At 31.0% G+C, this 21910-nt stretch carries 23 protein-coding genes; 4 read left to right on the top strand and 19 right to left on the bottom strand.

Translation table 11 applies throughout. From position 1 onward, the window contains the following. Positions 1–32: 32 nt before the first annotated feature. Complete coding sequence (locus BN3657_RS00715) at positions 33–1232, bottom strand: MFS transporter (RefSeq protein WP_082676808.1); 1200 nt, start codon at positions 1230–1232, stop codon at positions 33–35. A 94-nt stretch (positions 1233–1326) separates the two neighbouring features. Further along, entirely contained in the window at positions 1327–1599 is a 273-nt protein-coding gene (locus BN3657_RS00720) for a hypothetical protein (protein WP_062551371.1), read from the bottom strand. A 139-nt stretch (positions 1600–1738) separates the two neighbouring features. Here BN3657_RS00720 and BN3657_RS00725 point away from each other — a divergent pair, with 139 nt between their 5' ends. Then, a complete protein-coding gene (locus BN3657_RS00725; protein WP_062551372.1) occupies positions 1739–3520 on the top strand; it encodes an LTA synthase family protein in 1782 nt (593 codons plus the stop codon). Between the two features lie 72 nt (positions 3521–3592). Here the strand turns inward: BN3657_RS00725 and BN3657_RS00730 are convergent, their stop codons facing one another. Both BN3657_RS00730 and BN3657_RS00735 read right to left on the bottom strand, forming a co-directional pair. Further along, complete coding sequence (locus BN3657_RS00730; protein ID WP_062551373.1) at positions 3593–4459, bottom strand: hypothetical protein; 867 nt, start codon at positions 4457–4459, stop codon at positions 3593–3595. A gap of 72 nt (positions 4460–4531) precedes the next feature. Continuing rightward, a complete protein-coding gene (locus BN3657_RS00735; protein ID WP_019138926.1) occupies positions 4532–5014 on the bottom strand; it encodes a hotdog domain-containing protein in 483 nt (160 codons plus the stop codon). Positions 5015–5644: 630 nt separating this feature from the next. On the opposite strand from BN3657_RS00735, the gene BN3657_RS00740 reads away from it, so the two are divergent. Then, positions 5645–6262: a CAP domain-containing protein gene (locus BN3657_RS00740; RefSeq protein WP_062551374.1), complete on the top strand. Its 618-nt coding sequence runs from the start codon at positions 5645–5647 to the stop codon at positions 6260–6262. A gap of 83 nt (positions 6263–6345) precedes the next feature. Here BN3657_RS00740 and BN3657_RS00745 read toward each other — a convergent pair whose 3' ends face one another. The 15 genes from BN3657_RS00745 to BN3657_RS00825 all read right to left on the bottom strand — a co-directional run bounded on the left by BN3657_RS00745 (position 6346) and on the right by BN3657_RS00825 (position 20758). Further along, the gene (locus BN3657_RS00745; protein WP_062551375.1) at positions 6346–7863 is read right to left on the bottom strand and encodes an ABC transporter permease/substrate-binding protein; all 1518 of its coding nucleotides are present in this window, start codon (positions 7861–7863) and stop codon (positions 6346–6348) included. Next, the gene (locus BN3657_RS00750; RefSeq protein WP_062551376.1) at positions 7856–8593 is read right to left on the bottom strand and encodes an ABC transporter ATP-binding protein; all 738 of its coding nucleotides are present in this window, start codon (positions 8591–8593) and stop codon (positions 7856–7858) included. The genes BN3657_RS00745 and BN3657_RS00750 overlap by 8 nt, the downstream gene beginning before the upstream one ends. A gap of 531 nt (positions 8594–9124) precedes the next feature. Then, on the bottom strand, positions 9125–9373 hold the full coding sequence (locus BN3657_RS00760; protein WP_062551377.1) for a hypothetical protein: 249 nt from the start codon (positions 9371–9373) through the stop codon (positions 9125–9127). A gap of 252 nt (positions 9374–9625) precedes the next feature. Beyond that, the gene (locus BN3657_RS00770) at positions 9626–9937 is read right to left on the bottom strand and encodes a PadR family transcriptional regulator (RefSeq protein ID WP_062551378.1); all 312 of its coding nucleotides are present in this window, start codon (positions 9935–9937) and stop codon (positions 9626–9628) included. A 2-nt stretch (positions 9938–9939) separates the two neighbouring features. Continuing rightward, complete coding sequence (locus tag BN3657_RS00775; protein ID WP_062551379.1) at positions 9940–11181, bottom strand: DUF2812 domain-containing protein; 1242 nt, start codon at positions 11179–11181, stop codon at positions 9940–9942. A 313-nt stretch (positions 11182–11494) separates the two neighbouring features. After that, positions 11495–12172: an MgtC/SapB family protein gene (locus BN3657_RS00780; RefSeq protein ID WP_062551380.1), complete on the bottom strand. Its 678-nt coding sequence runs from the start codon at positions 12170–12172 to the stop codon at positions 11495–11497. A 320-nt stretch (positions 12173–12492) separates the two neighbouring features. Further along, the gene (gene arsB, locus BN3657_RS00785) at positions 12493–13533 is read right to left on the bottom strand and encodes an ACR3 family arsenite efflux transporter (RefSeq protein WP_062551381.1); all 1041 of its coding nucleotides are present in this window, start codon (positions 13531–13533) and stop codon (positions 12493–12495) included. A 2-nt stretch (positions 13534–13535) separates the two neighbouring features. Beyond that, positions 13536–13940, bottom strand: a complete 405-nt coding sequence (locus tag BN3657_RS00790) for an arsenate reductase ArsC (protein WP_062551382.1) — start codon at positions 13938–13940, stop codon at positions 13536–13538. An 8-nt stretch (positions 13941–13948) separates the two neighbouring features. Next, a complete protein-coding gene (gene arsA, locus BN3657_RS00795) occupies positions 13949–15679 on the bottom strand; it encodes an arsenical pump-driving ATPase (protein WP_062551383.1) in 1731 nt (576 codons plus the stop codon). Positions 15680–15691: 12 nt separating this feature from the next. After that, positions 15692–16069 carry an arsenite efflux transporter metallochaperone ArsD gene (arsD, locus tag BN3657_RS00800; protein ID WP_062551384.1) on the bottom strand — a complete coding sequence of 126 codons (378 nt, stop codon included), beginning with the start codon at positions 16067–16069 and terminating at the stop codon, positions 15692–15694. A gap of 97 nt (positions 16070–16166) precedes the next feature. Next, the gene (locus BN3657_RS00805; RefSeq protein WP_062551385.1) at positions 16167–16448 is read right to left on the bottom strand and encodes an ArsR/SmtB family transcription factor; all 282 of its coding nucleotides are present in this window, start codon (positions 16446–16448) and stop codon (positions 16167–16169) included. Positions 16449–17038: 590 nt separating this feature from the next. Next, complete coding sequence (locus BN3657_RS00815; RefSeq protein ID WP_062551386.1) at positions 17039–18826, bottom strand: recombinase family protein; 1788 nt, start codon at positions 18824–18826, stop codon at positions 17039–17041. A gap of 55 nt (positions 18827–18881) precedes the next feature. Continuing rightward, on the bottom strand, positions 18882–19019 hold the full coding sequence (locus BN3657_RS08525; RefSeq protein ID WP_162832783.1) for a hypothetical protein: 138 nt from the start codon (positions 19017–19019) through the stop codon (positions 18882–18884). Positions 19020–19556: 537 nt separating this feature from the next. Then, a complete protein-coding gene (locus tag BN3657_RS00820) occupies positions 19557–19967 on the bottom strand; it encodes a sigma-70 family RNA polymerase sigma factor (RefSeq protein ID WP_054251370.1) in 411 nt (136 codons plus the stop codon). A gap of 269 nt (positions 19968–20236) precedes the next feature. Further along, entirely contained in the window at positions 20237–20758 is a 522-nt protein-coding gene (locus tag BN3657_RS00825) for a hypothetical protein (protein ID WP_230204165.1), read from the bottom strand. 188 nt (positions 20759–20946) lie between these two features. Here BN3657_RS00825 and BN3657_RS00830 point away from each other — a divergent pair, with 188 nt between their 5' ends. Both BN3657_RS00830 and BN3657_RS00835 read left to right on the top strand, forming a co-directional pair. Further along, positions 20947–21348 carry a helix-turn-helix domain-containing protein gene (locus BN3657_RS00830; protein WP_004026815.1) on the top strand — a complete coding sequence of 134 codons (402 nt, stop codon included), beginning with the start codon at positions 20947–20949 and terminating at the stop codon, positions 21346–21348. Positions 21349–21356: 8 nt separating this feature from the next. Then, complete coding sequence (locus BN3657_RS00835) at positions 21357–21905, top strand: ImmA/IrrE family metallo-endopeptidase (RefSeq protein WP_054251369.1); 549 nt, start codon at positions 21357–21359, stop codon at positions 21903–21905. Positions 21906–21910: the final 5 nt, after the last annotated feature.

The following is a 21910-nucleotide window of genomic DNA, read 5'->3' on the forward strand; positions in this document are numbered from 1 at the left end:
TATAAATTCTTATTAACCATCTAAACTTTATTTTATTTTAATTTGGAAACACTTAAATAAAATGGAATTGCAAGCACTTGAGCTAAGATAGAAATCCCTATCATAAGTGGAATGGAAACTGAATACAAAACTCCAAGTAACCAAGAACCCAAAAACCAAAAAATACCAAAAGAACATTCAAAAATACCATAACCACTTGCCCTATTTTTCTTGGGAACCATAGAAGTTACTGCAGCTTTTAAAATAGATTCTTGTGCACCCATTCCAATTCCCCAAAGGACTAGACCAAACAAAATTGCCCCTTCACTTTTAAACCCAAAGATTAAAAGCGAAAAGGGAGCAGATATTAAGGTTGAGATTACAAGAGCTTTTACGCCTTTTTTGTCGTAAATATGACCAAAAATAAGAGCAGCTATTGCATCGACAAGCATTGCCCCTGCATATAAAAGTGGCAATGTTTCTTCGCTTATGAGAGAAAGACCTGCAAGAGATTTTGAAATGTGCATAATTATAAGAGCGTAATCCATAAATCCAAAGGCAAAAAGGGAAATTCCAACTATATAATAGACAAAGGATTTTTTCATTACAAAAGCGTCTTCTTTTTTTGACTCTGGTTCAAAAGATTCTGGATTTGGAAATTTATTTTTAGTAAAAAGCAAAAGTAGAATAGTTATAAATCCAGGAATTGCCAAAAAAGCAAAACAAGTTCTGTAGATTTCAAAAGTAGATCCTTCAGTTTTAAATAACATCACAAGATAAAGAAAAAATGGACCTAGAAAGGCGCCAATTTGATCTAACATCTCTTGAATGCCAAAGGATTTTCCAACTCCTTCCTGACTTGCAGCAAAGGACATTATTGTATCCTTGGCAGGTTTTTTTATTGCCTTTCCCATTCTTTGGATAACCAATAAAATTGATGCAGCAATCCAACCCTTATCACCAACTAGGGCAAGTGCTGGCACGGCTAAAATATCAAGTATATAGCCAAAAATTACCATGGGCCAATATTTTTTAGTCTTGTCAGTAATTTTTCCAAAGACATATCTCATAGAATAACCCACAAGTTCGCCAAGACCAGATATAAAACCAATTGTCCCAGCTGATGCACCAAGCATCGCCAAATAAGCACCTCTAATGCTCGATGCACCTTCATGGGTCATGTCTGAAAAAAGACTGACAATTCCAAATAATATAATAAATAACATAGCTCTAGAGAATTTTTTATCCTTCAACTATATTCCCTCCAAAAAACTTAGTTTTTTTATTATAGCATTGTTAATTAATAATATTGTAAAATCTTAATAAATTTTTGAAAATTCTAAATATTTATTTTCTCTTAAAAAGAGTTATTCCATTAATAATTATTGAAGCAAGGGTGCAAATAAAAAGAGTCTTTGATATAGTTGGTATGACATCCTGAGCTCCAGAAAAGTCTCCTTTTGCAAGAAATTCTGCTCCCATATTGTAAAATGCAAAAATAGTTAAACTTGTAAATGCCATGCTGAGAAATCTGTATTTTGTTGGATCCTTTCCATATAACCAAGCTATTACATTTGCTGCAGCAAAAAATATTGCCAATATTCCAAGAATAAATCCCATATATTTCCTCCTTTATTAGCCCTAGGTATTTTTATAAGCTATACTTTGTTAAAGTGTACCCTATTCAAAAAATTATAATTAGATTCTTCTTACTTATTTTGATATTATCTTAATATAAAAATTTTTAAGAGGTGATTTTATGAAAAATAATTTAAAAAATATACTCATAGATTTATTTTTAATATCTCTTATGTCAATTTTCACAGTCTTTATTTCTTTTTTATTTACAAATCAAGAAATAAGTAAAAATTTGTTTTTCCTTTACATAAAAAATACAAATGTGGTAGCATTAAATTTTTTGCCAATTTTTATTTTAAATTTAGTCCTATATTTTGCTTCAGGGAGAATTTTTTTAACAGCTGTATTTAATTTTGTAATTTTCATTTCTATGGGACTTGCAAATATTTCAAAGCTCCACTACAGGTATGAAAATATCCGCTTTTCCGACTTAAAACTTTTTGGAGAAGCAATGACAATGCTAAAGGACGACTATTCCATTATTCTTCCAAGATTTTTTGGACTTATAATTATTTCCTCTCTAGCTCTTATTGTTTTCTTCTTTATCTTTAGAAAATATAAAATGCCCAAAAAGTTTAGACTTGTGGGACTTCTATTTTCTATAATAATTTTATTTGCTTCCAAAAATATTCTTTTATCTCAAAAAATTTATGCAGACAACAAGGTCTATGGTTTTAATGATTTTGTAGAAGTTGAACAAGAAAAAGCTCGCGGCATGGTCTATGCTTTTGTCCACTCTTTAAATGAAATTATAACCACAAAGCCTGATGGTTACGATGAAAAGTCCACAAGAGAAGTTTGGACATCTTATGATGATTTAGACATCCCAAGTGATGAAAAAATAAATATAATTGGCATTATGCTAGAGTCTTATAGCGATTTTTCTGACTATAATATTGATTTTTCAAAAGACCCTTATAAAAGTTTTAGGGAAATAAAAGAAAACAGCATCCAGGGCAGACTAATAAACAACATGTTTGGAGGAGGAACTGCCTTTGTTGAAAGATCTTTTTTATTAGGTTCTTCCTATTATTCAAGATACTATAGACCAGTAAACTCCTATGTTTGGTATCTCAAAAGTCAAGGCTACAAGACCATGGCAATGCATCCTCACAACGGAGGTTTTTATAACAGGAGAAATGTAAATCCAAAATTAGGTTTTGATGATTTCTTGTATATGGAAAATTATTTCAAAGATTATGAAAAAGGTGGCAAGCACTTCACAGATGAAAATTTGCGAGAACACATAATAAAAGATTATAAAAAACAGACTCAAGATGGAAGCCCCTATTTTTCCTTTACAGTTACTATGCAAAATCATGGACCCTATGAAAGTTCAAAAAGCAGCGAAGAATATATTCCAAAAGAAAATTTTTCCACAGAAGAAAGCTACAATATTGTAAATAACTATTTCACTGGCATAAAATCTAGTGGAGATTCTTTAAAAAAATTGTTGGACGATGTAAATGACTTTGAAAGTCCAACTCTTGTAATAGTTTTTGGGGATCACAAACCCTTCCTTGGTCAAGATGATATTGGTTATAAGGATCTTGGAATAGATATATCTGCTGACAAAAAAGAGAGTTATTTAAATAGATGCAGCACACCTTATATATTGTGGGCAAATGAATCTTTAAAAAAATCTCTTAACAAAGATTTCGTGGGAGAAGGTCCTGAAATTTCGTCACAATTCTTGATGAATTATGCCTTTAAAGAACTTGGCTGGACTGGTCCAAAATATATGCAAATTATCCAAAAAGAACTTCCTGGTTTAAGTGTTTTCAATGACAATATCTTAAAATACGAGGACCTATATTACGATTCAGAAAGTGAAAAATTTAAAGAGATACAGAGATTTATAAAATCTATAGATTATTTTGCCAATAAAAACTTTTACTATTAAATTTTTAAAAGAGTGCAGATGTAAATTTTTCTGCACTTTTTATTTTTCCCAATAAAAAATCAGTGACTTCCATCACTGACTCTTTATTTTTTCAAAAGTCCTTCCGCCATCTCTTGAAATGTAGTTGGTCTTATTGTTGTTTATATCCTCAAAATCCAAATGTATGACGCCATCTTCATCCATCCTTCCAGAAACTTTTGGGCTAGTTTCTTCGAGTTCAGATATAAATTTTATCTTGTCTCCAGAAATTTTTACAAAAAACCAGCGTGACCTTGCCATAGCTCTATCAACTTCCAAGAGAGCAAAGTCAGAATTTTCTATTTTTATGGCGTCTTCTTTTTTAAAATCTTTTAAAATTTCATCTTTATTCTCTATTTTCTTAATTTCTTCTTTTTCTGACAGGTTTTTATCCTCATCTTCATTTGTGAATTTTTCTGACTCTTCATTTCTTTCAATCAAAATTTTTAAAATTTCTCTTGTGTCTTGGTCCTCAATCTTATTTAAATCAACAAAGGTATTTTCAATTTCATCTTCACTTAACTTTTCCATGTTTATAAAATTTTTTCTGTAGACTTCATAAATTGGATCCATCCAGCCCACATTTAAAACATAATATTTATCCCCATCATAGATTAGATTTCGGTCTTCCTTCCCAGAAAAGACAGATGCCAAAAATAAATAAAATATGAATAAGAGCAAAATTCCTGTTAAAACTATTCCTACAAAAATTTTAAAATATTTATTAAAATCAAAATTCAAAATTTTGCAAATAGAGAAAATTTGTAAGCCTAAAAATAATAAAAAGTTAAGACCAAGTATAATATTATTAATTATTGGAATAAATTCAATTTTTGTAACAAGAAATAAAAATCCCAAAGAAATTACAAAGGACAAAAGATAAAGTAAAATGTATAATATTTTTTTGCTCTTTAACTTCATAATTCCTCCAATTTAATTTGAATTTTTATGAAATTATGTAAAAAAATTAGGAGAACTTGTCCCCTAATAATCTTACATATTATCTTTTACACCAACAGCAACCATCTTTGCCTTAGCACGAACTTCGCCTGCAGCTTCCATAAGCATGTTTACAATTACTTTTCTCTCACCAATTTCTTCAGCAGTGGCAGTAACTGTTATTTCTTCATCCATTGGAGTTGGCTTTTTGAAGTCAACTTCAAGCCTTGCTGTTATAAATCTTCCAATAACTGTATCTTCAGTGAGTTCAAGTCCCTTGTCATGATGTTTAAACCAAGCAGCTGAAGCAGTTCCATGGCAGTCAAAAATCATGGCAATCATTCCACCAAAAAGATTTGCTGGAACTCCTCCAGTGTACATTTTATCAGGCACTATTTTTGCAATACATTCACTTCCATCTTCTGATGGATAAGATTTTAAGTGCATACCTTCATCATTCTTTGGTCCACAACCCCAACAGTATTGAAATCTTTCTCCATAAGTTTCTTGAATGGCAATTTTTTTATTTTCTGACATATTATCCCCCTTGTAAATCACATTTATAGAAATATTTTACCATAATTAGTTTTAATTTTCCTTTTTCTATTAACTTTTAAATTTTTTAACTCATAAACAAGCATATTTTCTTATATTTATGAATCAATATTTTTGTCGTCAATATAATTTATCACAAAAGAATTTTGTCAAAAATTTTCCCAAATCAGCTTATTTTTTAATTAGTCCCTTTCTCAATTTTATTCAAAAATTTCAACCCCAAAAAAGTACAATGTTAATCAATTTGAAAACCACTGTTTTAACAGCTTTACTTGAGTCTGTAAATATACAAAATAGATACATTTATTAGTTTTATTAAATATATCTATTTTGTATAACATTTTATAATTGTATTTAATAGGTATTAATTGTTCAAAAATGTATTTATATAGTACATAAATTCTAAGATTTTAATCTCTTGATAATCTGTATTTTTACTGCTATACTTGAATTATAAAAGAAATAGTTTTTATGAATTAATACAGTTTTTTAAAAAAATATTTAAATCAGTTTAAATAGACCATTCTTTGGTATGTATGATATATTTTCAATTGTATCATAGAGGTGTACTATTTATAAATCTGCAAAATATTTTTTATCAGGAGATAAATTATGAAAAAGTTCAATTTATTTAATACAAAATTTAATTTTAAAAAAATAATAGCAGCATCATTACTTCTTGTAAGTTTAGTGCCTACTACAGTTTTAGCAGCAGGAAAAACTTCTACAAATACAGCACCAAAAAATATTTCCACTAATATTCTTGTAAAAGCCCAAGCTCAAACTACAGCAAATCCTACATTAGTTGAAAATCCAGAGTCCAAAATTAAAGTTGGATCTATTGGAAATTCAAACTTATTTGTAAAAAAGTTAAATAACTACAGAACTGCTAATTCCTTAGCTCAAATTAAGGAAGACAAAAAATTAAATGAATTGGCACTTTTAAGAGCTAATGAAGAATTAGAGCAATATATAAATACTGGAGATGGCGATCATGAAAGTCCTGGCGGCTACAACAAGAATTTAGGAGAAAACTTGGCACTTTCTTATTACACTCTTGCTTACAAAAATAGCGATATAAACGAAGAATGTTTATCAAGGTGGATTAAATCTCCTGGTCACAATCAAAATCTGCTTTTTAAATCTGCTAAAAAATGTGGATTTGCTTCTGTAAGAAAAGTTGTCGATAATCAAGTTTATGAAGCTTCAATTTACCTTTTTGGCATATAAAATAAATTTAAATAAAATTCTAGATTAAAAAATGGAGCACAGGCTCCATTTTTTTTGTAACAATTTTTAAAATTTAATGATTTTTATTTTTCTATTAATCCTTCTTTTATCAAGTAATCTCTCGCAACATCCTTTGCTGGTCTTCCCTTGACGTCTACCTCATAATTCATCTCTGCCATTTCCTTTGAAGTTATTTTTCCAGATAATTTTCCCAAAGCTTTTTCCAGTTCCGGATATTTATCTAAAGTTTCACTTCTAAGAAGTGGTCCTGCTTGATATGGTGGGAATAATTTTTTATCGTCTTCTAAAAGTTTAAGTTTATTTGTAATTATTTGACTGTCTGTTGAATATACATCAGTGACATCAATGGATTTATTTGAAATAGCAGTGTATCTAAGTGCCGGTTCCATTGTCTTTACGTCAAAATTAAGATCATATAAACTCTTTAGTCCCTTGTTTCCATCTTCTCTATCATTAAATTCTAGAGTAAATCCTGCAACCATTGATTTTTCTAATTTTTTCAAATCAGAAATTTTTTCCAAATTATTTTCCTTTGCAAAATCTTCTCTAACAGCTAGAGCATAGGTATTTTGAAATTCACTTGGATTTAAATAAACTAAATGATCTTGTTTTAAAATTTCATCTCTAGCAACTTTATAATACTCTTCTGCATCTTTTTCTATTTCTCCTGGGTCATTTTCCAAAAGTGTAGAAGTAACAGTCCCTGTAAATTCTGGATAAATATCAATGCTGCCAGACTTTAGAGCTTCATACAAAAAACTTGTCTTCCCAAAGTTTGGCTTTACTTCAGCCTTTATATCAGTTTCATTTTCAATTAATTCCTTATACATATTTATTAAAATTTCCGGTTCAGCACCAAGTTTTCCTGCAATCACAAGGGGTTTTTTATTATTTACTCCAAAGGGAACAAAACTAAGAGCCAAGAGAACTAATGCCATGATAAAAGAAATTAAAATTGTTTTTAATTTTTTATTTTGTAAAAATTTAATTAAAGCACCAAATAAAACTGCAAGAATGGCAGAAGAAATTGCTCCAATTAATATTAAAGAAGAATTGTTTCTATCAATCCCCAAAAGAATAAAAGATCCAAGACCTCCTGCACCCACAAGGGCAGCAAGAGTAGCTGTTCCTATAATCATAATACTTGAAGTTCTGACTCCAGACATTATAATTGGCATGGCAAGGCTCAATCTATATTTCTTTAACTTTTCCCACTTAGTCATCCCAAAAGCTCTCGCTGCTTCTTCAAGAGATGGATCAATTTCAGAAAAACCTGTCACGGCTCCTTGATAAATTGGAAAAATCGCATAAATTACAAGGGCAGTAATTGCTGGAACTTTGCCTATCCCCATAAAAGGAATAAAAAGTCCCAAGAGAGCAAGTGATGGTATAGTTTGAAAAATTCCAGTAACTTGAAGGACTCCTTCATTTATTCTTTTGCGATTAGACAAAAATATGGCAAGTGGTATTGCTATTATAATTGCAATGACAAGGGACATAAGAGAAATTTGTAAGTGTTCAAGAAGAGCAGTGACCCACTGACCTTTTCTCTCAGAAAAAGTTGCTATTAAACTATTCATGAATTTCACCTTCCTCTTTAAAGAAGTTTGCCACAAAATCACTTGCAGGATTATTTACAATATCATCAGGACTTCCAATTTGAACAATTTTTCCAACTCTCATAATGCAAATCCTATCAGCAAGTTTTATGGCCTCTCTCATATCGTGAGTTACAAAAACAGTTGTAATCTTGAAATCTCTGTGAAGTTTTTTCACCAAATCTTGGAGCTGAGACCTTGAAATTGGATCGAGAGCAGAAAAAGGCTCGTCCATTAATAGAACTTTCGGATTTGCAGCAATTGCCCTTAAAATTCCAATCCTTTGTTTTTCTCCACCAGATAAATCTTCTGGCAATCTATTTCTATAAACTTTTGGGTCAAGATCAACTTGTTCAAGAAGACTGTCCACTTTTTTAGAAATTTCTTTTTTGCCCATTTTTTTCATTTCAGGAATAAGACCAATATTTTCAGCCACTGTGAGATTTGGAAATAGAGCAATTTCTTGCAAGACATAACCCATCTCAAGCCTCATGTCTCTTAGAGGATAATCTCTAATATTTTTCCCTTGAAAGAAAATATCTCCTTCACTCTGTTCAATTAATCTATTTATAAGTTTAAGTGTCGTTGTCTTCCCGCTGCCACTAGGACCAACTAGAACGAAAAATTCTCCCTCTTTAATTTCAAAATTTAAATCATCGAGGACCTTTTCCTTTCCGTCGTAAGACATAGAAACACTTTGGTATCTAATCATCATTTTCTCCTTTGTTCCTAAAAATAGCTTACAAGAATAACTTACCCTTAGACAAAAAAATAATTCATAAATCCCAGTTTTTGTGAGATCTATGAATTATCCATTTTTCATAATTAATTTTTTACCAGCTAATGAGTTATCTTTGTATTTTTCATCAAGAGTTTCATCTTTTGTTATTTTTTAAGTAATATCAAAGAGCTTTTCAATATCTTTTCCTTGCTTTTTAGCTTGCTTACTGGAATAAAGTTCTTCTGCAGCTTCTTTTAAGACCTGTCCTAACAGTTTATGCTTTTTGAGATAAGTTCAGTATTTCCAGAAGTTTGTTGACGTCACGCAGTTCTGATTGGGTATGTTTTATCTCTTTATTAACTTTGTTTTAGTGCAGTTTGTAATTTAGTAGTATCTTCACCAACCTCAACAGTTATCCCTTTTATTCTATTTGCCAATATATCACCCCTTAATTTTAGGCATCAAAAAAGCACCTACCATTTTGATAGATGCTAAAAGAATAATCTTAGTTAATAGATCTTTCTAATATATGCTTAAATCATCATAAAGATTTTCTGATATTATTTCTTCAATTTTTTTCCCTTCTATTTTTGTATGATTTAGTAAATCAGCATATGAATTATATAACAAATCTTTTTTTCCACAAATGTCAGTAAAAATATACCCCTCTCTTGAAAAAGTAAGAGAATACATTTTATCATGATAACTAAATTCAAATTCTCTATTTGCTTTAATATCGTCTTTAAAATTTTCTAATTTATAGTTGCTCATTTTAATACACTGGTCCTCTTTTACCATTTATCCAATCATGTCTATGCAGAATATTAGGATCATGTGGTTTTTTTGAATCTTTTTTACATACCCTTCTTCATCTTTATCAAAGACAAAACGCTTATAAAACTGCTTAAAATACAGGATTTCTAAATTTACATCTTTTGTATCAACGCTATGGTTTTCGAGTAAGATGTTTTTGGAAACAGACATACTATTTCTAATTCTTCTATGGCCTAATATTTTTTAACTTCACTTATCGAAATGATTTTCATAATTATCTATTAATAGCCTAAGTCTTTCAACTTCTTCTTCAAGGAGTTCTCTTCCCTCATCTGTTATCATGTAATATTTTCCCTTTTTATCCACTTCAACTCTTGTGATAAAATCATTTTCTAAAAACTGTGCCAAGAGGGCATAGAGGGTTCCTGGTGCTAAGTTTATTCTTCCTTTGGTTATTTCACTTACCCAAGCTGTTATCTCTGCCCCATTTCTAACTTGACCTAGTGCCAAGAGGGTGAAGTACATGGGCTCTGTTAAGGTTTGGAATTGGTCTCTTGCCATGATTACACCTCCAAGATTTTTGCAATCTCTTCTTGGACCTTTTCATCCTCTAGATTACCACTCACTTCTAAGACTACATTCTTATATAAAATCACATAGTCTTCTCCATCAGACAAAATATATGTCTTGTCATAGGGATAGGCTTCAGATATGTCCTTTACATAGTCAGCCCTATAATGGTGCTTCGTAGATTTTTTTAGAATTCTTTCAAATAAATTGCCTGCAAGGTCCTGTGACTTTACCACAGTCTTTCTTATGCCAAGATTCTTTTTTTCAGAAAAATAATAATCGCAGCTTTCTGTCAAAAAGCTTCTATTTTCCTTAGTCTTAACAAAATCTCCCACAACTTGGTTTTCAACTTCATTAGCTGTAGAGAATTTGTCGATTAAGGTAAATATAGATATATTGGTAATTAAAGAAATTAAAATTACCATTGAGATTAAAATAAATTTTTTCTCGCTTCTTTTTATGTTCATTGTTTTTATTTTTTTGCGATAGAAATAAACAAAAGAAATCATAATAAAAGTTGAGAGAAGACTTATTAGATGAGCTCTGTCACTAGACCCATCATTAGGAAGTAAGAATTCTGATCCAAGGGCAAGGACCATTAAAATAATTGGAGTATAAAATAATAAGACAAAGGTCTTGGAAAAAGTAAGTCTTGAAAATTTTATTTCACTTATGCTATTTACATCCTTGTTCCTCTTTCTAAAAAGTATATGGTCTCCCAAGGCTAGAGTATTGAAAAGAAAAAATAAAATAACAGCCGGCCACATAAATATTAGGTAGTTTGAATAAAATATATCCCTAGAAAAAAATCTAGAAGTTATAGAGAAAACTATAAATACAAAGAATATAAAAGTTATGCTAAAGGAAATTAGTTCTCCTTTGGCACCCTTATTTAAAATTTCAATTTCTTCCTTTTCGTCGTTATAAAGAGAGTCTTGACTTCCTTCATCAAGCTTGTAGATGTTTATGTTGTAGGTCCTGTCTACAAGATGCCAACCAAGGTCTTTTGCCATCTCATCAAAGTCCCTTAGTTCATCCTTGGAGAAGGCAGAAAAAGATCCTTCGTTAGGTGCAATAGAAACTTTGTATCTGGCATCTTCTGGTTCAGCTTTTTTAAACTTGTGGATGAAGGAGAAAATTGTTTTTTCAATTTGCCAGCCCTTCTTCGCCATGTCTTCATACCACTTTTCAACAAGTCCAAAGTTTGTATAAGTTAAATGTCTTGCCTTTAACATAATCTATCCTCCTTTAGTATCGACTATCGATAATTAGATTATATATCGAGACTCGATAGATTTCAATAAAGATTAGGATATTTTTTTAATTTTTATTATCTTCTCTTTCAAATTTTGTTTTTGCCTTTCCCAAAAAATTTTTTATAAAAATAAGGTCCCTAAGATATAAAATCCTAAGGACCTCTAATTTATTTTTCGCTTGTAATTATCTATTTTGAGCAAATATTTAAGGGCACTCCTTTTATTTTACTTAAAAAATTATCCTCAACATTTTCAATTATTCTCCATAAATTCTTTGAGACTTTTCTCAAGATCAGTCTTTATCTTTTTCTTTACTTAATTTTACTGAACTCATTTGATAGTCTGATTTTAGTTTCTTAAAAAATTTACCAATATTATAGTTCCTATGAAAGGATAAAGTCGATTCAATCATTGATTTGTGATCTATAGCATCATCAATTATATCTAATGTTCTAACTTCCACGCCCTCTTTTGCAGCAAAAGCTAGAAAGCTTTCCTTATTAAAATTATCAGTGTCAAACACCATTATATAAGACTTTGTTATCATATCATTTACAAAATCACTAACTCCCCTTAATGATACCAAGGTTACCAGACAAATTATAGTTGCTATTAATGCTCCTTCATAAAATCCAACTCCCACTGCAAGTCCAATTGCTGCAGATAACCATAAAGTTGCAGCTGTGGTAAGACCTGAAACTTCATCCTTTGTTTGAAGTATAGTGCCTGCACCCAAAAAACCAATTCCACTCACAACTTGGGCTGCCATCCTTGCCGTATCTCTCCCAATATTATTAGATATTTCACCAATTCCCTCTATTCCAATTAGCATAATTAAGCATGCACCAACGCTTACTATTATATGTGTCCTAAGGCCAGCCGCCCTATTTTTAATTTCCCTTTCTATGCCGATAATGGCACCTAAAAAAGCTGCCACTAAAATTCTAACTGCCACTAAAAATATATCCATTCTCTCTCCCTCCCCTCGATAAATATTTAAATGATTTTTTATAATTTCTTTTTGCTCTTCCCTGCAAAAGCTACCCCCATTATATTAGGGCATCCTGGATAAGAGCAAGACCCCTTTGCTTTTCTTAGCAATCCTTCCAGGTCCTAATTGGTATAAGAAAATCCCTGAAGGTTTCCCTCCAAGGATTATATTATATTTCTTGCTAATTATATTGTACCACAGATTATAGGTAGACCTTCTAGAACTTTTAGGACACAAATCTAATCTAGAATTTTCTAAATTAATACTACTTGATTGTTGTTGGCAGTTTTAACTCATATTCAGCGATTAAATTTATTTTCCATAGAATTTGCAATCCTTACCAAGGCTAACATAACAGGAACTTCAACCAGAACGCCTACTACAGTTGCTAAGGTAGCTCCTGATGATAGCCCAAATAGTGATATAGCAACTGCAACGGACAGCTCAAAAAAGTTAGATGCACCAATCATACCGCATGGAGCTGCTATTGAATACGGTAGCTTTGCTAAATATGCCATGAAAAATGTTATCCCAAATATAAAAAATGTTTGAATTATCAAAGGAATTGCAATAAGGACAATATTTAATGGCTGATCTAATATCTTCTGTCCTTGAAAAGAAAATATTATAATCAAGGTCAACAATAGTCCCATCATAGTATATTTGTCAAATGTAGGTATAAACGTATTATTTAGGTAGTCCTCGCCTTTATTTTTAATGGTTATACTTCTAGTTATCATGCTTAAAATAAGAGGAACAACAATAAATAATACAATGGACAATAAAAGTGTTCCCCATGGAATATTTACATTCCCAACCCTTAATAAGAAGCTCACAATTGGTATATATGCAACCAAAATTATTAGGTCGTTACTAGCTACTTGTACTAAGGTATAGGCACTATCACCTCTTGTTAACTTACTCCACACAAATACCATTGCGGTACATGGTGCAGCTCCCAGTAAAACCGCTCCTGCTAAATATTCTGATGCCAATTCCTTATTAATAAATCCTTTATAAACAATAAAGAAAAATAAGGACGCGATTAAATACATAGTGAGTGGCTTAATGATCCAATTTACAAACCATGTAATAAATAGACCCTTAGGATTTTTTCCTATGTCTTTTATACTCTTAAAATCAATTTTCAACATCATTGGATAAATCATTATCCAAAGTAAAATTGTTGTCGGTATAGACACGTTGTAGAACTCAAATTTTCCTAACCACTCTGGAATATAAGGAAAATAGTTCCCAATAAGTACGCCTATTACCATACAAATTAACACCCAAAAAGTCAGGTTTTTCTCAAAAAAACCAATATCATTTGTTTTCTTCATTCTTAATTTGCCTCAACTTCCTCAATTAATTTATGAACCTTACTTTCAATCTCCTTAATAGTTTTTATAAACTCTTCATCATTTTTTCCACTAGGATCGTTAAGTCCCCAATCATCTTTTTTAACAGTGTAAGGTAGTATTGGACAAACAACATTACATCCCATTGTAATTAGGTAATCAACTTCAGGAATATCATTTAAAAGTTTTGGCTTTTGAGTCTCTTCCATATCAACTCCATACATTTCCTTGACAAGCCTTACTGCATCCTGATTAATTTGATCCTTTAATTCTGTCCCTGCAGAATATACCTCTATAGAATCTCCAGCGAATTTTTTTGTCAGTGCTTCAGCGATTTGACTTCTACATGAATTGTGAACACACACAAAGGCAACTTTAGTTTTCTTCATTTTTCCTCCTATATATCATAAAGTTTATCTCCGTGAAGGTCTTCTTTTGTCCATTCAACGACGGCTAGTTTTCCTGAATTATGATCTAATATCTTGTTAATCCACTTAACTTCTTCATTTGCTTTAGCTGATAACATCTTGTTGCTAGGATTTGCTTTATATAGGGATGAATTAACAAGCCACCAATTGGTATGAATTGATGCCCTTTTTAGATCTTCTTCTAGTCTATATGCCTCATAAAATGGAGTAGCCTCCGCCAAGCTAAGGATTAATACTTCTGTTTCCTCTCCCCTTAATCTAGGTAACAATTTTTTTACAGATTCAGGTATTTGTCCTTGTGTTCTTTCAACTTCTTGATGATAACTTTGAGTTGAATCTAAAAGTAACAAGGTATGACCGGTAGGAGCAGTATCAATTACCACTATTTCATCATCCGCCTTTTCCACAAGCTCTGCAAAAGCTCTAAATACAGCTATTTCCTGTGTACATGGTGATCTTAAATCTTCTTCAATGTAAGCTATATCATCATCACTCATTGTATTTCTTGCATTTTCAAGTACTTCATCTTGATATTTTTTTAATTCTTCTTTTTCATCAATATGACTCATAGATATTCCACTTGAACTATCTATCATATATTTTATATGGTCAGCAGGATCTGTTGTAGCTAGGTGTACCTTTTTACCAAGTTTGCTTAGCTTGAGGGCAATAGAAGATGCAATAGTAGTCTTACCTACACCACCCTTGCCCATAGTAAAGATTACTTTTCTATTGTTTCTTACAAGATCATTAACAACATCATCTAAATTAAAGAGTTTACCTTTTACTTCAACTTTTTGTTCATTTATTTGATCTTTCTTAAGAAGATTTCTTATGGAGTCAATTCCAGTAATGTTATATGATCTTAAGGCAATCGTATAGGTATCAAACCCAGTTAACATCTCTGGCATATTTTCAAGGGCTGATTGTTGTTTCTTATATATACTTTCAGATAAGTCATCATCATATTTTTCTAAAAGACCATTAATCACTAGTATTTGATTTTTTACACCAATCTCAGATAGCTCTTTTGATGCTCTGGCTACCTCATTAAGTGGTGTTTTATCAGGCCTTGTAACTAATACCAGGGTTATTAAATTCTCATCTGATAAATTTTCAACTGCCTTTTTATAGGTTTCTTTTTTAGCCTCTAATCCTGATAACTGTCCTAAACAGGATGCTCCATGTGTGCTTTCACTGATAAAATCAGTCCAAGCAGAAGGAAGCTGTAACATTCTAAGGGTATGACCTGTAGGTGCTGTATCAAATATAATATGGTCATAGTCTGTATTGAGCTTAGAATTTGTAATGAAATTAGAGAACTCATTAAAGGCAGCAATCTCTACTGTACAAGATCCAGATAACTGTTCTTCCATATTCTCAATAACAGAATCAGGCAATTTGCCCCTAAAAGGTCCTACTACACTTTCTTTATAGTTATGTGCCGCTTCCAATGGATCTAGATTGATTACTTCTAGATTATCTACTCCTTTAATTTGTTTTGCATTACCGTCTAATTCTGTTTCAAAAACATCTTGCAGATTTGAAGCAGGGTCTGTACTAATAAGTAGTACTTTCTTTCCTTCATCTGCTAAATTAACTGCCGTTGCACAAGCTGTAGATGTTTTACCAACACCACCCTTGCCTGTGAAAAATAGATATTTAGTTAGTTTTATATCTTCAATATTAAATTCTTTCATAATAAATCTCCCTTAGCAACAAGAGCTGTTACTTCCACAACACCCTTGATTTGCTTCTTTATCCTCACTACTTTCAAGATAATCTTTAGAAATTTGTAAAAGTTCCATTATTTCTTCATTTTTTGGATATCTTCCTTCTATGACGATATCGTCGTCCACAAGGATTAAGGGCAGATTATCGGCTCCATTTTTATCCAAAGCATCTTTTACCTTCTTATTATTGACAAATGCCATTGGCTCACTAGATAAATTGTATCTTTCAATAGTGATACCATTTTTCTTTAAGTTGTTAATTACTGTAGAAATACGCACTAGTTCAGGATCTACATTAACTCCGCAAACACCTGTATCACAACACATAGCTGGTTCATAAATTGACATTCTTTTCATTTTTTACACCCTTTCTTCAATTTTTTAAATTAAATTTTATTAACACATCAAGTTTTTTTGATATGAAGAGTATTTTTTTAGTTACCCCTAAAGGTAACTAATTTCTTGTTGTTGCTTCTAAAAACATCTCTATTATTTTTTCTCTTCCTTGTTCAGATATAGTGTAGTAAACCCACTTTCCATCTTCTCTTGCTGTAACAATTCCTGACTCTATCAATATTTTCATATGGTATGACAAGCCTGATTGTGTTAAATCTAGTTCTTCTAGTAAGTTACAGGCACATTCTTCTCCATTTTTTAATAAATCTAATATCTCTAGGCGAATCGCCACTGAGAAGGCTTTAAATATCTTTGCAGTTTTTACTAAATCTCTGTTCATAAAAGTCCCTCACATCAATTTCTTTTGATGTGTTTATAATATTACTAGTTGTTCTTCTTGTCAAGTCTATTTTCGTGAAATATCAAAAATACTTCTGATAATCTTATCATCTATATTATTGTTATTAATGTTAGTTTCTATTATGTGTATTCTTAGGATATGAACATGTAAGTTTATAAAAAGACGTTACAAGCATCACCTATTCTTTTTATCAGACATTTATAATCCTCAAGAACCATTTGTAATTTTGTGTAACTTATTAGAAAGATCAGCAGCATTAACTGTATCTATATCCTTAATACTGACGACCAAGTCTTTTTTAGTGTCTCGTGAATATCTCTTTCTTCATCTAATAGGTTTACAAAGACTTCATTGTTTATCTTCTCTGACATTTTTAGCTAATCTTCAGCTTTCGTAAAAGCTTTTATATCTGATATCTTTTCACTTCCTATGTCTGCTGAATATTTTAAGATATCAAGGTAAAACTATTTTTCTATTCAAATTTCTCCACAAGATATTTTATAAAAAAATGACTTTTAAAATTTCTTTAAAAATCCTAAAAGTCACCTATTCAACATTCTTATAAGTTCTCATATTATTTTCTCGAAAGAAGACTTATACATTCCGCATGCGTTGTCTTTTGATTGGGAACATAATTTTTTATCCTCGTCATTCTTGTAGGAACACAATTTATCAATGTCATTGTCTTTGGCATTTTTTCTTTTATCTTTAAAGTTATTAGAATCTTGACTATCTTTAACTCCTGTTTTGAAATAGAATATTAAGTCATATGGGTGGACTGTTCCGTCTTTGTCAATTCTGCCCACCACAACTTTATCAACTATACTTTCAAATACTGTTCTGTTAAATTCCTCTATTATTTCTTTGTTTTCTAAGATCTTTTTAAATTGCTTTAGTCTTTCTTTAATAGAGTTTTCATCTTTGATAGTTAGCTCTAGTGTTTTCTTTTCATCAAGTAATTCTTCTTTTTGTTTTGTAAGTTTTTTATACTTTTTAGCATAAACTTCTTCGTCTATACTATCTTCTAAATGAAGATCAACTAACTTTCTTTCTTGACTAATGATTCTGTTTAATTGGTTTTCTAACTTTTTCAAATCTTTGACTAAAGTATTATCATTTATTTCTTCTTCTACAATTTTTAAAAAGTCATCTATTACTGTTGAATCTGCATGGCATAATTGCCTATAGCTTTCAACAAATGCTTTTTCTATTGCTGCTTCTTGTATTCCTTTTGAATGAGGGCAATATTTTTTACCTTTTTTTGTTGATTTTACACATTGCCAGTTAATTTTTTTGTAAATTGAACTTGTGTGCCAAGTTCTTCTTGACAGTATTTCGCCACAAAATCCACATTCAAGCATACTTGAAAAAGCGTATTGCCTTGATAGTTTTTCTCTTTTTCTATCCTTGTTAGCAATAGTGTTTCTGTTTTGTGCTCTTCTGAGTCTAATCTCTTGTGCCTTTTCAAAATCTTCTTTTGATATAATTGGCTCGTGATGATTTTCAATGTGATATTTATCAGATTCACCAAAGTTTGCTAGTCTTCTTTTTGTTATGGGATCAACTGTGAAGGTCTTTCCCATTAGTATATCTCCAATATACTTTTCATTCTTAATTATTCCTAACACTGTAGTATCAGACCATTTTGTTTTACCTCTCGGGGTGAGATATCCTTGCTCTTCTAGTTCTCTACCAATGACTGAGCCACCATTGCCCTCTAGATATCTTTTAAAGATGTATCTAACAATTTTGGCTTCCTCTTCATTTATAGAGATACTTTTTTTTATAGGGTCATAGTCGTAGCCAAGGCAACCTTGAAAACCAATAAGCTCCCCTTTTTCCATTTTCATTTTCAGTCCTTTTTTTACATGGGCTGAGGTATTTTCTACTTCTTGTTGAGCTACTGAACTTAATATTGTTAGTAATAGCTCTCCATCCATTGTCAAAGTATCTATATTTTCTTCTTCAAATACTACACCAACATTATTTTCCTTTAATAGTCTTACATATTTCAAAGTATCTAATGTGTTTCTAGCAAATCTCGATATAGATTTAGTAATTATCATGTCTATATCTCCATTTTGACAATCGCTTATTAGTCTCATGAAATCAGCTCTCTTACTAGCAGTTGTTCCTGTGGTTGCTTCATCTGCATATATACCAGCCAAAGTCCAGTTCTTATTATTTTTTATTAGATTTGTGTAATAATCAACTTGCGATTTATATGATTCAAGTTGGTCTTTACTATCTGTACTTACTCGACAATATGCTGCAACTCGTTTTAAATCTAAATGTAGTGCATTTCTATTTCTAGCTCCTGTATTTGAAGCTTTTATTAATTTTACTTTAGTATTCATTTTACCTCCTTCCCATTTTGTATCTTTCTACAGTGTTATTATATCACAAGATTAACTACTTTCTATCTCTCTTTTTATAATCATTTTCTATTCTATTTTTTATTTTTGTATATTCCTTATCATTAATTAATTTAAGATCATAAAGTCTACATAACATAGCAACTCTCATGCTATAAACTTTTATTGCTTTCATAATAACCTCCTATGTAAATTTAAGTTTTTTGACATTGACAAGTGCCTTGGATTAGCAACATAGGAATCTCACCTCCGCCTCTGTTCAGGATGAGCCGGCTTCAACCTTAGAAGTATCATTATCCTCATTTTCTTCATAGCGAATAGGGTATCCCTCCCTATATTCAAACTCTTACTTATCGCTCCCTTTCTTCTTCCCTTGCTTTTAGCTTAGCAGTACTTGTTTTGCCGAATTATTCAGCAGAAAGATCTTGGCGGATAGGTTATTACGCTCCAAAAATGATTAACGTCTTGTCTTGGTCTATTCAATTGTTAAGGTTCAAAATTTATCGAGAGTTATTAATCTTTTTAAAATTTGACCATCAGAAAATACTTATCTTGATGAAACAAAATTGTTTAAAATTACCCTCTTATACTTAACAGTGAAAAGAATTCTTTCTTGGTAACCAATTTTCAAAAATAAATTTTGGTATATAAAAAGGTCCAATTCCCACTGTATAAGTTACAGTGAAAATTAGACCCTCTTGGCAACTGTCATCTAAAAGTTTTCCAACATTTCCTTTAGTTTTTCTAAGACTTTATTACGCCTTTTAATAACGGCTGGATGAGAAATATTCAGTTTAGCAGCTACTTCTCTAATTGTTTCTTCTTTATAAAAAAGACTTTCTATCAAATCCCTTTCAACAGGGTTGAGTTTAGAAATAGCTCTTCTTACTTCTTCAATCATTTCCTTTGTTTCGATAATTTTTTCAACATCAAATTCCAGATCTTCTAAATTTTCTTCAAAATTACCATCATGATCATAGGAACAAAAAAAGAAACAGTTATTTAACCTGTCTCTTCTCATTTGATATTTCTCTTTATTCAATTCACTATGATAAGCAAGATATACCTCTTTGCTAACAACTACTTTCTTCCCTTCTACAAATAAATAATATTCTTTGTCCATTAATTTTTCCTCCTTGTTGACATGAATTTCTTTTGTTTGAAAATGAAATTCACACAAGGAGGGCTTCTAATTCTTTGCATATATTCTCCTGGGCATAAAAAAAGACCGAAAGAAAATAAATTCTTTCAGTCAATAAATGCCAATATTAAATTTAGGTGCAAATCACCTATCATGGATATTATATATGCACTTAAGTACACATAAAATTCGTATATGGTACTTTTTTCATCCGGAAATAGTACGCAATAAGTTCGTCATAAATTAATTTCCTAGATGTTCATTATTTCTTCAATGCTGCGACCGTCTTTAAGTTGGCTAATAGCAGTCGGTAAAGTATATCCCCAAATTATTACACCAACCAATGCAATTGCTTCCTTTTTTCTTTGGTAATAAACAGTTCTCTCTAAAGATACACTTCTCATACAAGCTTCATCAGTAATCTTTTTTTCAGAAATGTAGTAGTTATAAATAATCTTATGATAGATTTCTCCATACTCTGGATAAACTTTTAATCTAACACAGGCATCATAAATTATTAAAAGCATAAGCTTACTATCCATTACATTGGAAACTCTATTATTGAACTTTTCTTCAACTCTTTCTGGAGCAAATGTAGAAAGATACAAGTAAGCAGATTCTGAAGTTGACCCATAGTTTTCTTTACTCTCAAACATCATAAAATTTGCCCTGCTATCTACTGCCCAGGTAACTTGTCTATATAAACTTAAAATAAGTTTTGCAGCTGAACTAATTTCTTCAAATTTCAAGTTGCTATCTGCATACATGTTCATTATATTCTTTAAAGTTTTACTTATTCTCAATCTAATCACCCCAATACAACTTATTTACAAACTTGAATGTTTGTGCTATAATATGAATATAAGTTCAGTTTGTATTATATCTCAAATCGAAAAATAATTCAAGCACTATTGTTCGTATTAAAAGTTATAAATGCACATTAGTACAGGAGGTTAAAATTATGGCTTTTGCGGATAGATTAAAGGAATTTCGTGAAAAAGAAAAGTTAAGTCAAGCAGACTTTGCAAAAATGATAGGAATAAGTACAAGAACTCTTGTACATTATGAAGACGGAGAAAGATACCCAAGAGATGTCGAGGTTTACAAAAAAATAGCTGAAGTTATGGACTGTGATTACAATTATCTTCTAGAAGAAAGTGACGAATTTTTAAATCGAGTTTATAACATGGGTGGCAAAAGAGAATTAGAAAAAGCTAGAGCATTAACAGAAGGTCTAAGCTCTTTATTTGCAGGTGGAGAAATTTCTGACGAAGATAAAGATGCTGCTTTTGAAGCTATTACTCGTGCTTATTGGGAGGCTAAAAGAGAAAACAAGAAATACGGTCGTAAGAAAAAAGATTAGGTGATTTTATGAGCATGAATCGCCATATATATGATAAGGTTAATCGACTTATAAAAAAATATAAGACACGAGATCCTATCGAATTAATAGAAGCTTTGAATATTAACCTGGTATATCTACCTGAAACAAAAATACTTTTAGGAATGTACCATTATATTCAAAGGAATAGATTTATTTTTATCAGTAGCAACACAAATTTTAATAGAAAGACGATATTAGCACACGAATTAGGTCACGATCAACTTCACAGAGATTATTGTATGAGAGGTGGAGCTTTTCATGACCAAACAGTATTAAACCCAACAAACAAATTTGAAACTGAAGCTAATATTTTTGCGGCTCACTTATTAATAAGTGATGAAGATGTCCTAGATAATATCAATGATCAAGTTTGTGATTATGAAATCGCTGGAAAATTAGGTGTTGATATAAATTTACTAAATCTAAAAATTTCTGAGTTAGCAAAAATGGGCAAGTTTAATAAACCAATTAATGTTAATATACCTCAGGGAGATTTTCTTAAAAACTATCGCCCTGAACATGATGATTATTATTAGGAGAC

The organism is Peptoniphilus phoceensis (assembly GCF_001517665.2).
GTDB classification, from domain to species: domain Bacteria; phylum Bacillota; class Clostridia; order Tissierellales; family Peptoniphilaceae; genus Peptoniphilus_A; species Peptoniphilus_A timonensis.

What these genes read in the sequence shown, in the direction of transcription:
- arsB (WP_062551381.1), bottom strand. Translation starts at nt 13,533, where the DNA reads ATGAAGAAAACAAATGATATTGGTTTTTTTGAGAAAAACCTGACTTTT.
- BN3657_RS00825 (WP_230204165.1), bottom strand. Translation starts at nt 20,758, where the DNA reads ATGAACATGTATGCAGATAGCAACTTGAAATTTGAAGAAATTAGTTCA.
- BN3657_RS00725 (WP_062551372.1), top strand. Translation starts at nt 1,739, where the DNA reads ATGAAAAATAATTTAAAAAATATACTCATAGATTTATTTTTAATATCT.
- arsA (WP_062551383.1), bottom strand. Translation starts at nt 15,679, where the DNA reads ATGAAAGAATTTAATATTGAAGATATAAAACTAACTAAATATCTATTT.
- BN3657_RS00740 (WP_062551374.1), top strand. Translation starts at nt 5,645, where the DNA reads ATGAAAAAGTTCAATTTATTTAATACAAAATTTAATTTTAAAAAAATA.
- BN3657_RS00820 (WP_054251370.1), bottom strand. Translation starts at nt 19,967, where the DNA reads ATGGACAAAGAATATTATTTATTTGTAGAAGGGAAGAAAGTAGTTGTT.
- BN3657_RS00720 (WP_062551371.1), bottom strand. Translation starts at nt 1,599, where the DNA reads ATGGGATTTATTCTTGGAATATTGGCAATATTTTTTGCTGCAGCAAAT.
- BN3657_RS00815 (WP_062551386.1), bottom strand. Translation starts at nt 18,826, where the DNA reads ATGAATACTAAAGTAAAATTAATAAAAGCTTCAAATACAGGAGCTAGA.
- BN3657_RS00735 (WP_019138926.1), bottom strand. Translation starts at nt 5,014, where the DNA reads ATGTCAGAAAATAAAAAAATTGCCATTCAAGAAACTTATGGAGAAAGA.
- BN3657_RS00775 (WP_062551379.1), bottom strand. Translation starts at nt 11,181, where the DNA reads ATGTTAAAGGCAAGACATTTAACTTATACAAACTTTGGACTTGTTGAA.
- BN3657_RS00780 (WP_062551380.1), bottom strand. Translation starts at nt 12,172, where the DNA reads ATGGATATATTTTTAGTGGCAGTTAGAATTTTAGTGGCAGCTTTTTTA.
- BN3657_RS00750 (WP_062551376.1), bottom strand. Translation starts at nt 8,593, where the DNA reads ATGATTAGATACCAAAGTGTTTCTATGTCTTACGACGGAAAGGAAAAG.
- arsD (WP_062551384.1), bottom strand. Translation starts at nt 16,069, where the DNA reads ATGAAAAGAATGTCAATTTATGAACCAGCTATGTGTTGTGATACAGGT.
- BN3657_RS08525 (WP_162832783.1), bottom strand. Translation starts at nt 19,019, where the DNA reads ATGAAAGCAATAAAAGTTTATAGCATGAGAGTTGCTATGTTATGTAGA.
- BN3657_RS00760 (WP_062551377.1), bottom strand. Translation starts at nt 9,373, where the DNA reads ATGAGCAACTATAAATTAGAAAATTTTAAAGACGATATTAAAGCAAAT.
- BN3657_RS00790 (WP_062551382.1), bottom strand. Translation starts at nt 13,940, where the DNA reads ATGAAGAAAACTAAAGTTGCCTTTGTGTGTGTTCACAATTCATGTAGA.
- BN3657_RS00770 (WP_062551378.1), bottom strand. Translation starts at nt 9,937, where the DNA reads ATGGCAAGAGACCAATTCCAAACCTTAACAGAGCCCATGTACTTCACC.
- BN3657_RS00745 (WP_062551375.1), bottom strand. Translation starts at nt 7,863, where the DNA reads ATGAATAGTTTAATAGCAACTTTTTCTGAGAGAAAAGGTCAGTGGGTC.
- BN3657_RS00805 (WP_062551385.1), bottom strand. Translation starts at nt 16,448, where the DNA reads ATGAACAGAGATTTAGTAAAAACTGCAAAGATATTTAAAGCCTTCTCA.
- BN3657_RS00835 (WP_054251369.1), top strand. Translation starts at nt 21,357, where the DNA reads ATGAGCATGAATCGCCATATATATGATAAGGTTAATCGACTTATAAAA.
- BN3657_RS00730 (WP_062551373.1), bottom strand. Translation starts at nt 4,459, where the DNA reads ATGAAGTTAAAGAGCAAAAAAATATTATACATTTTACTTTATCTTTTG.
- BN3657_RS00830 (WP_004026815.1), top strand. Translation starts at nt 20,947, where the DNA reads ATGGCTTTTGCGGATAGATTAAAGGAATTTCGTGAAAAAGAAAAGTTA.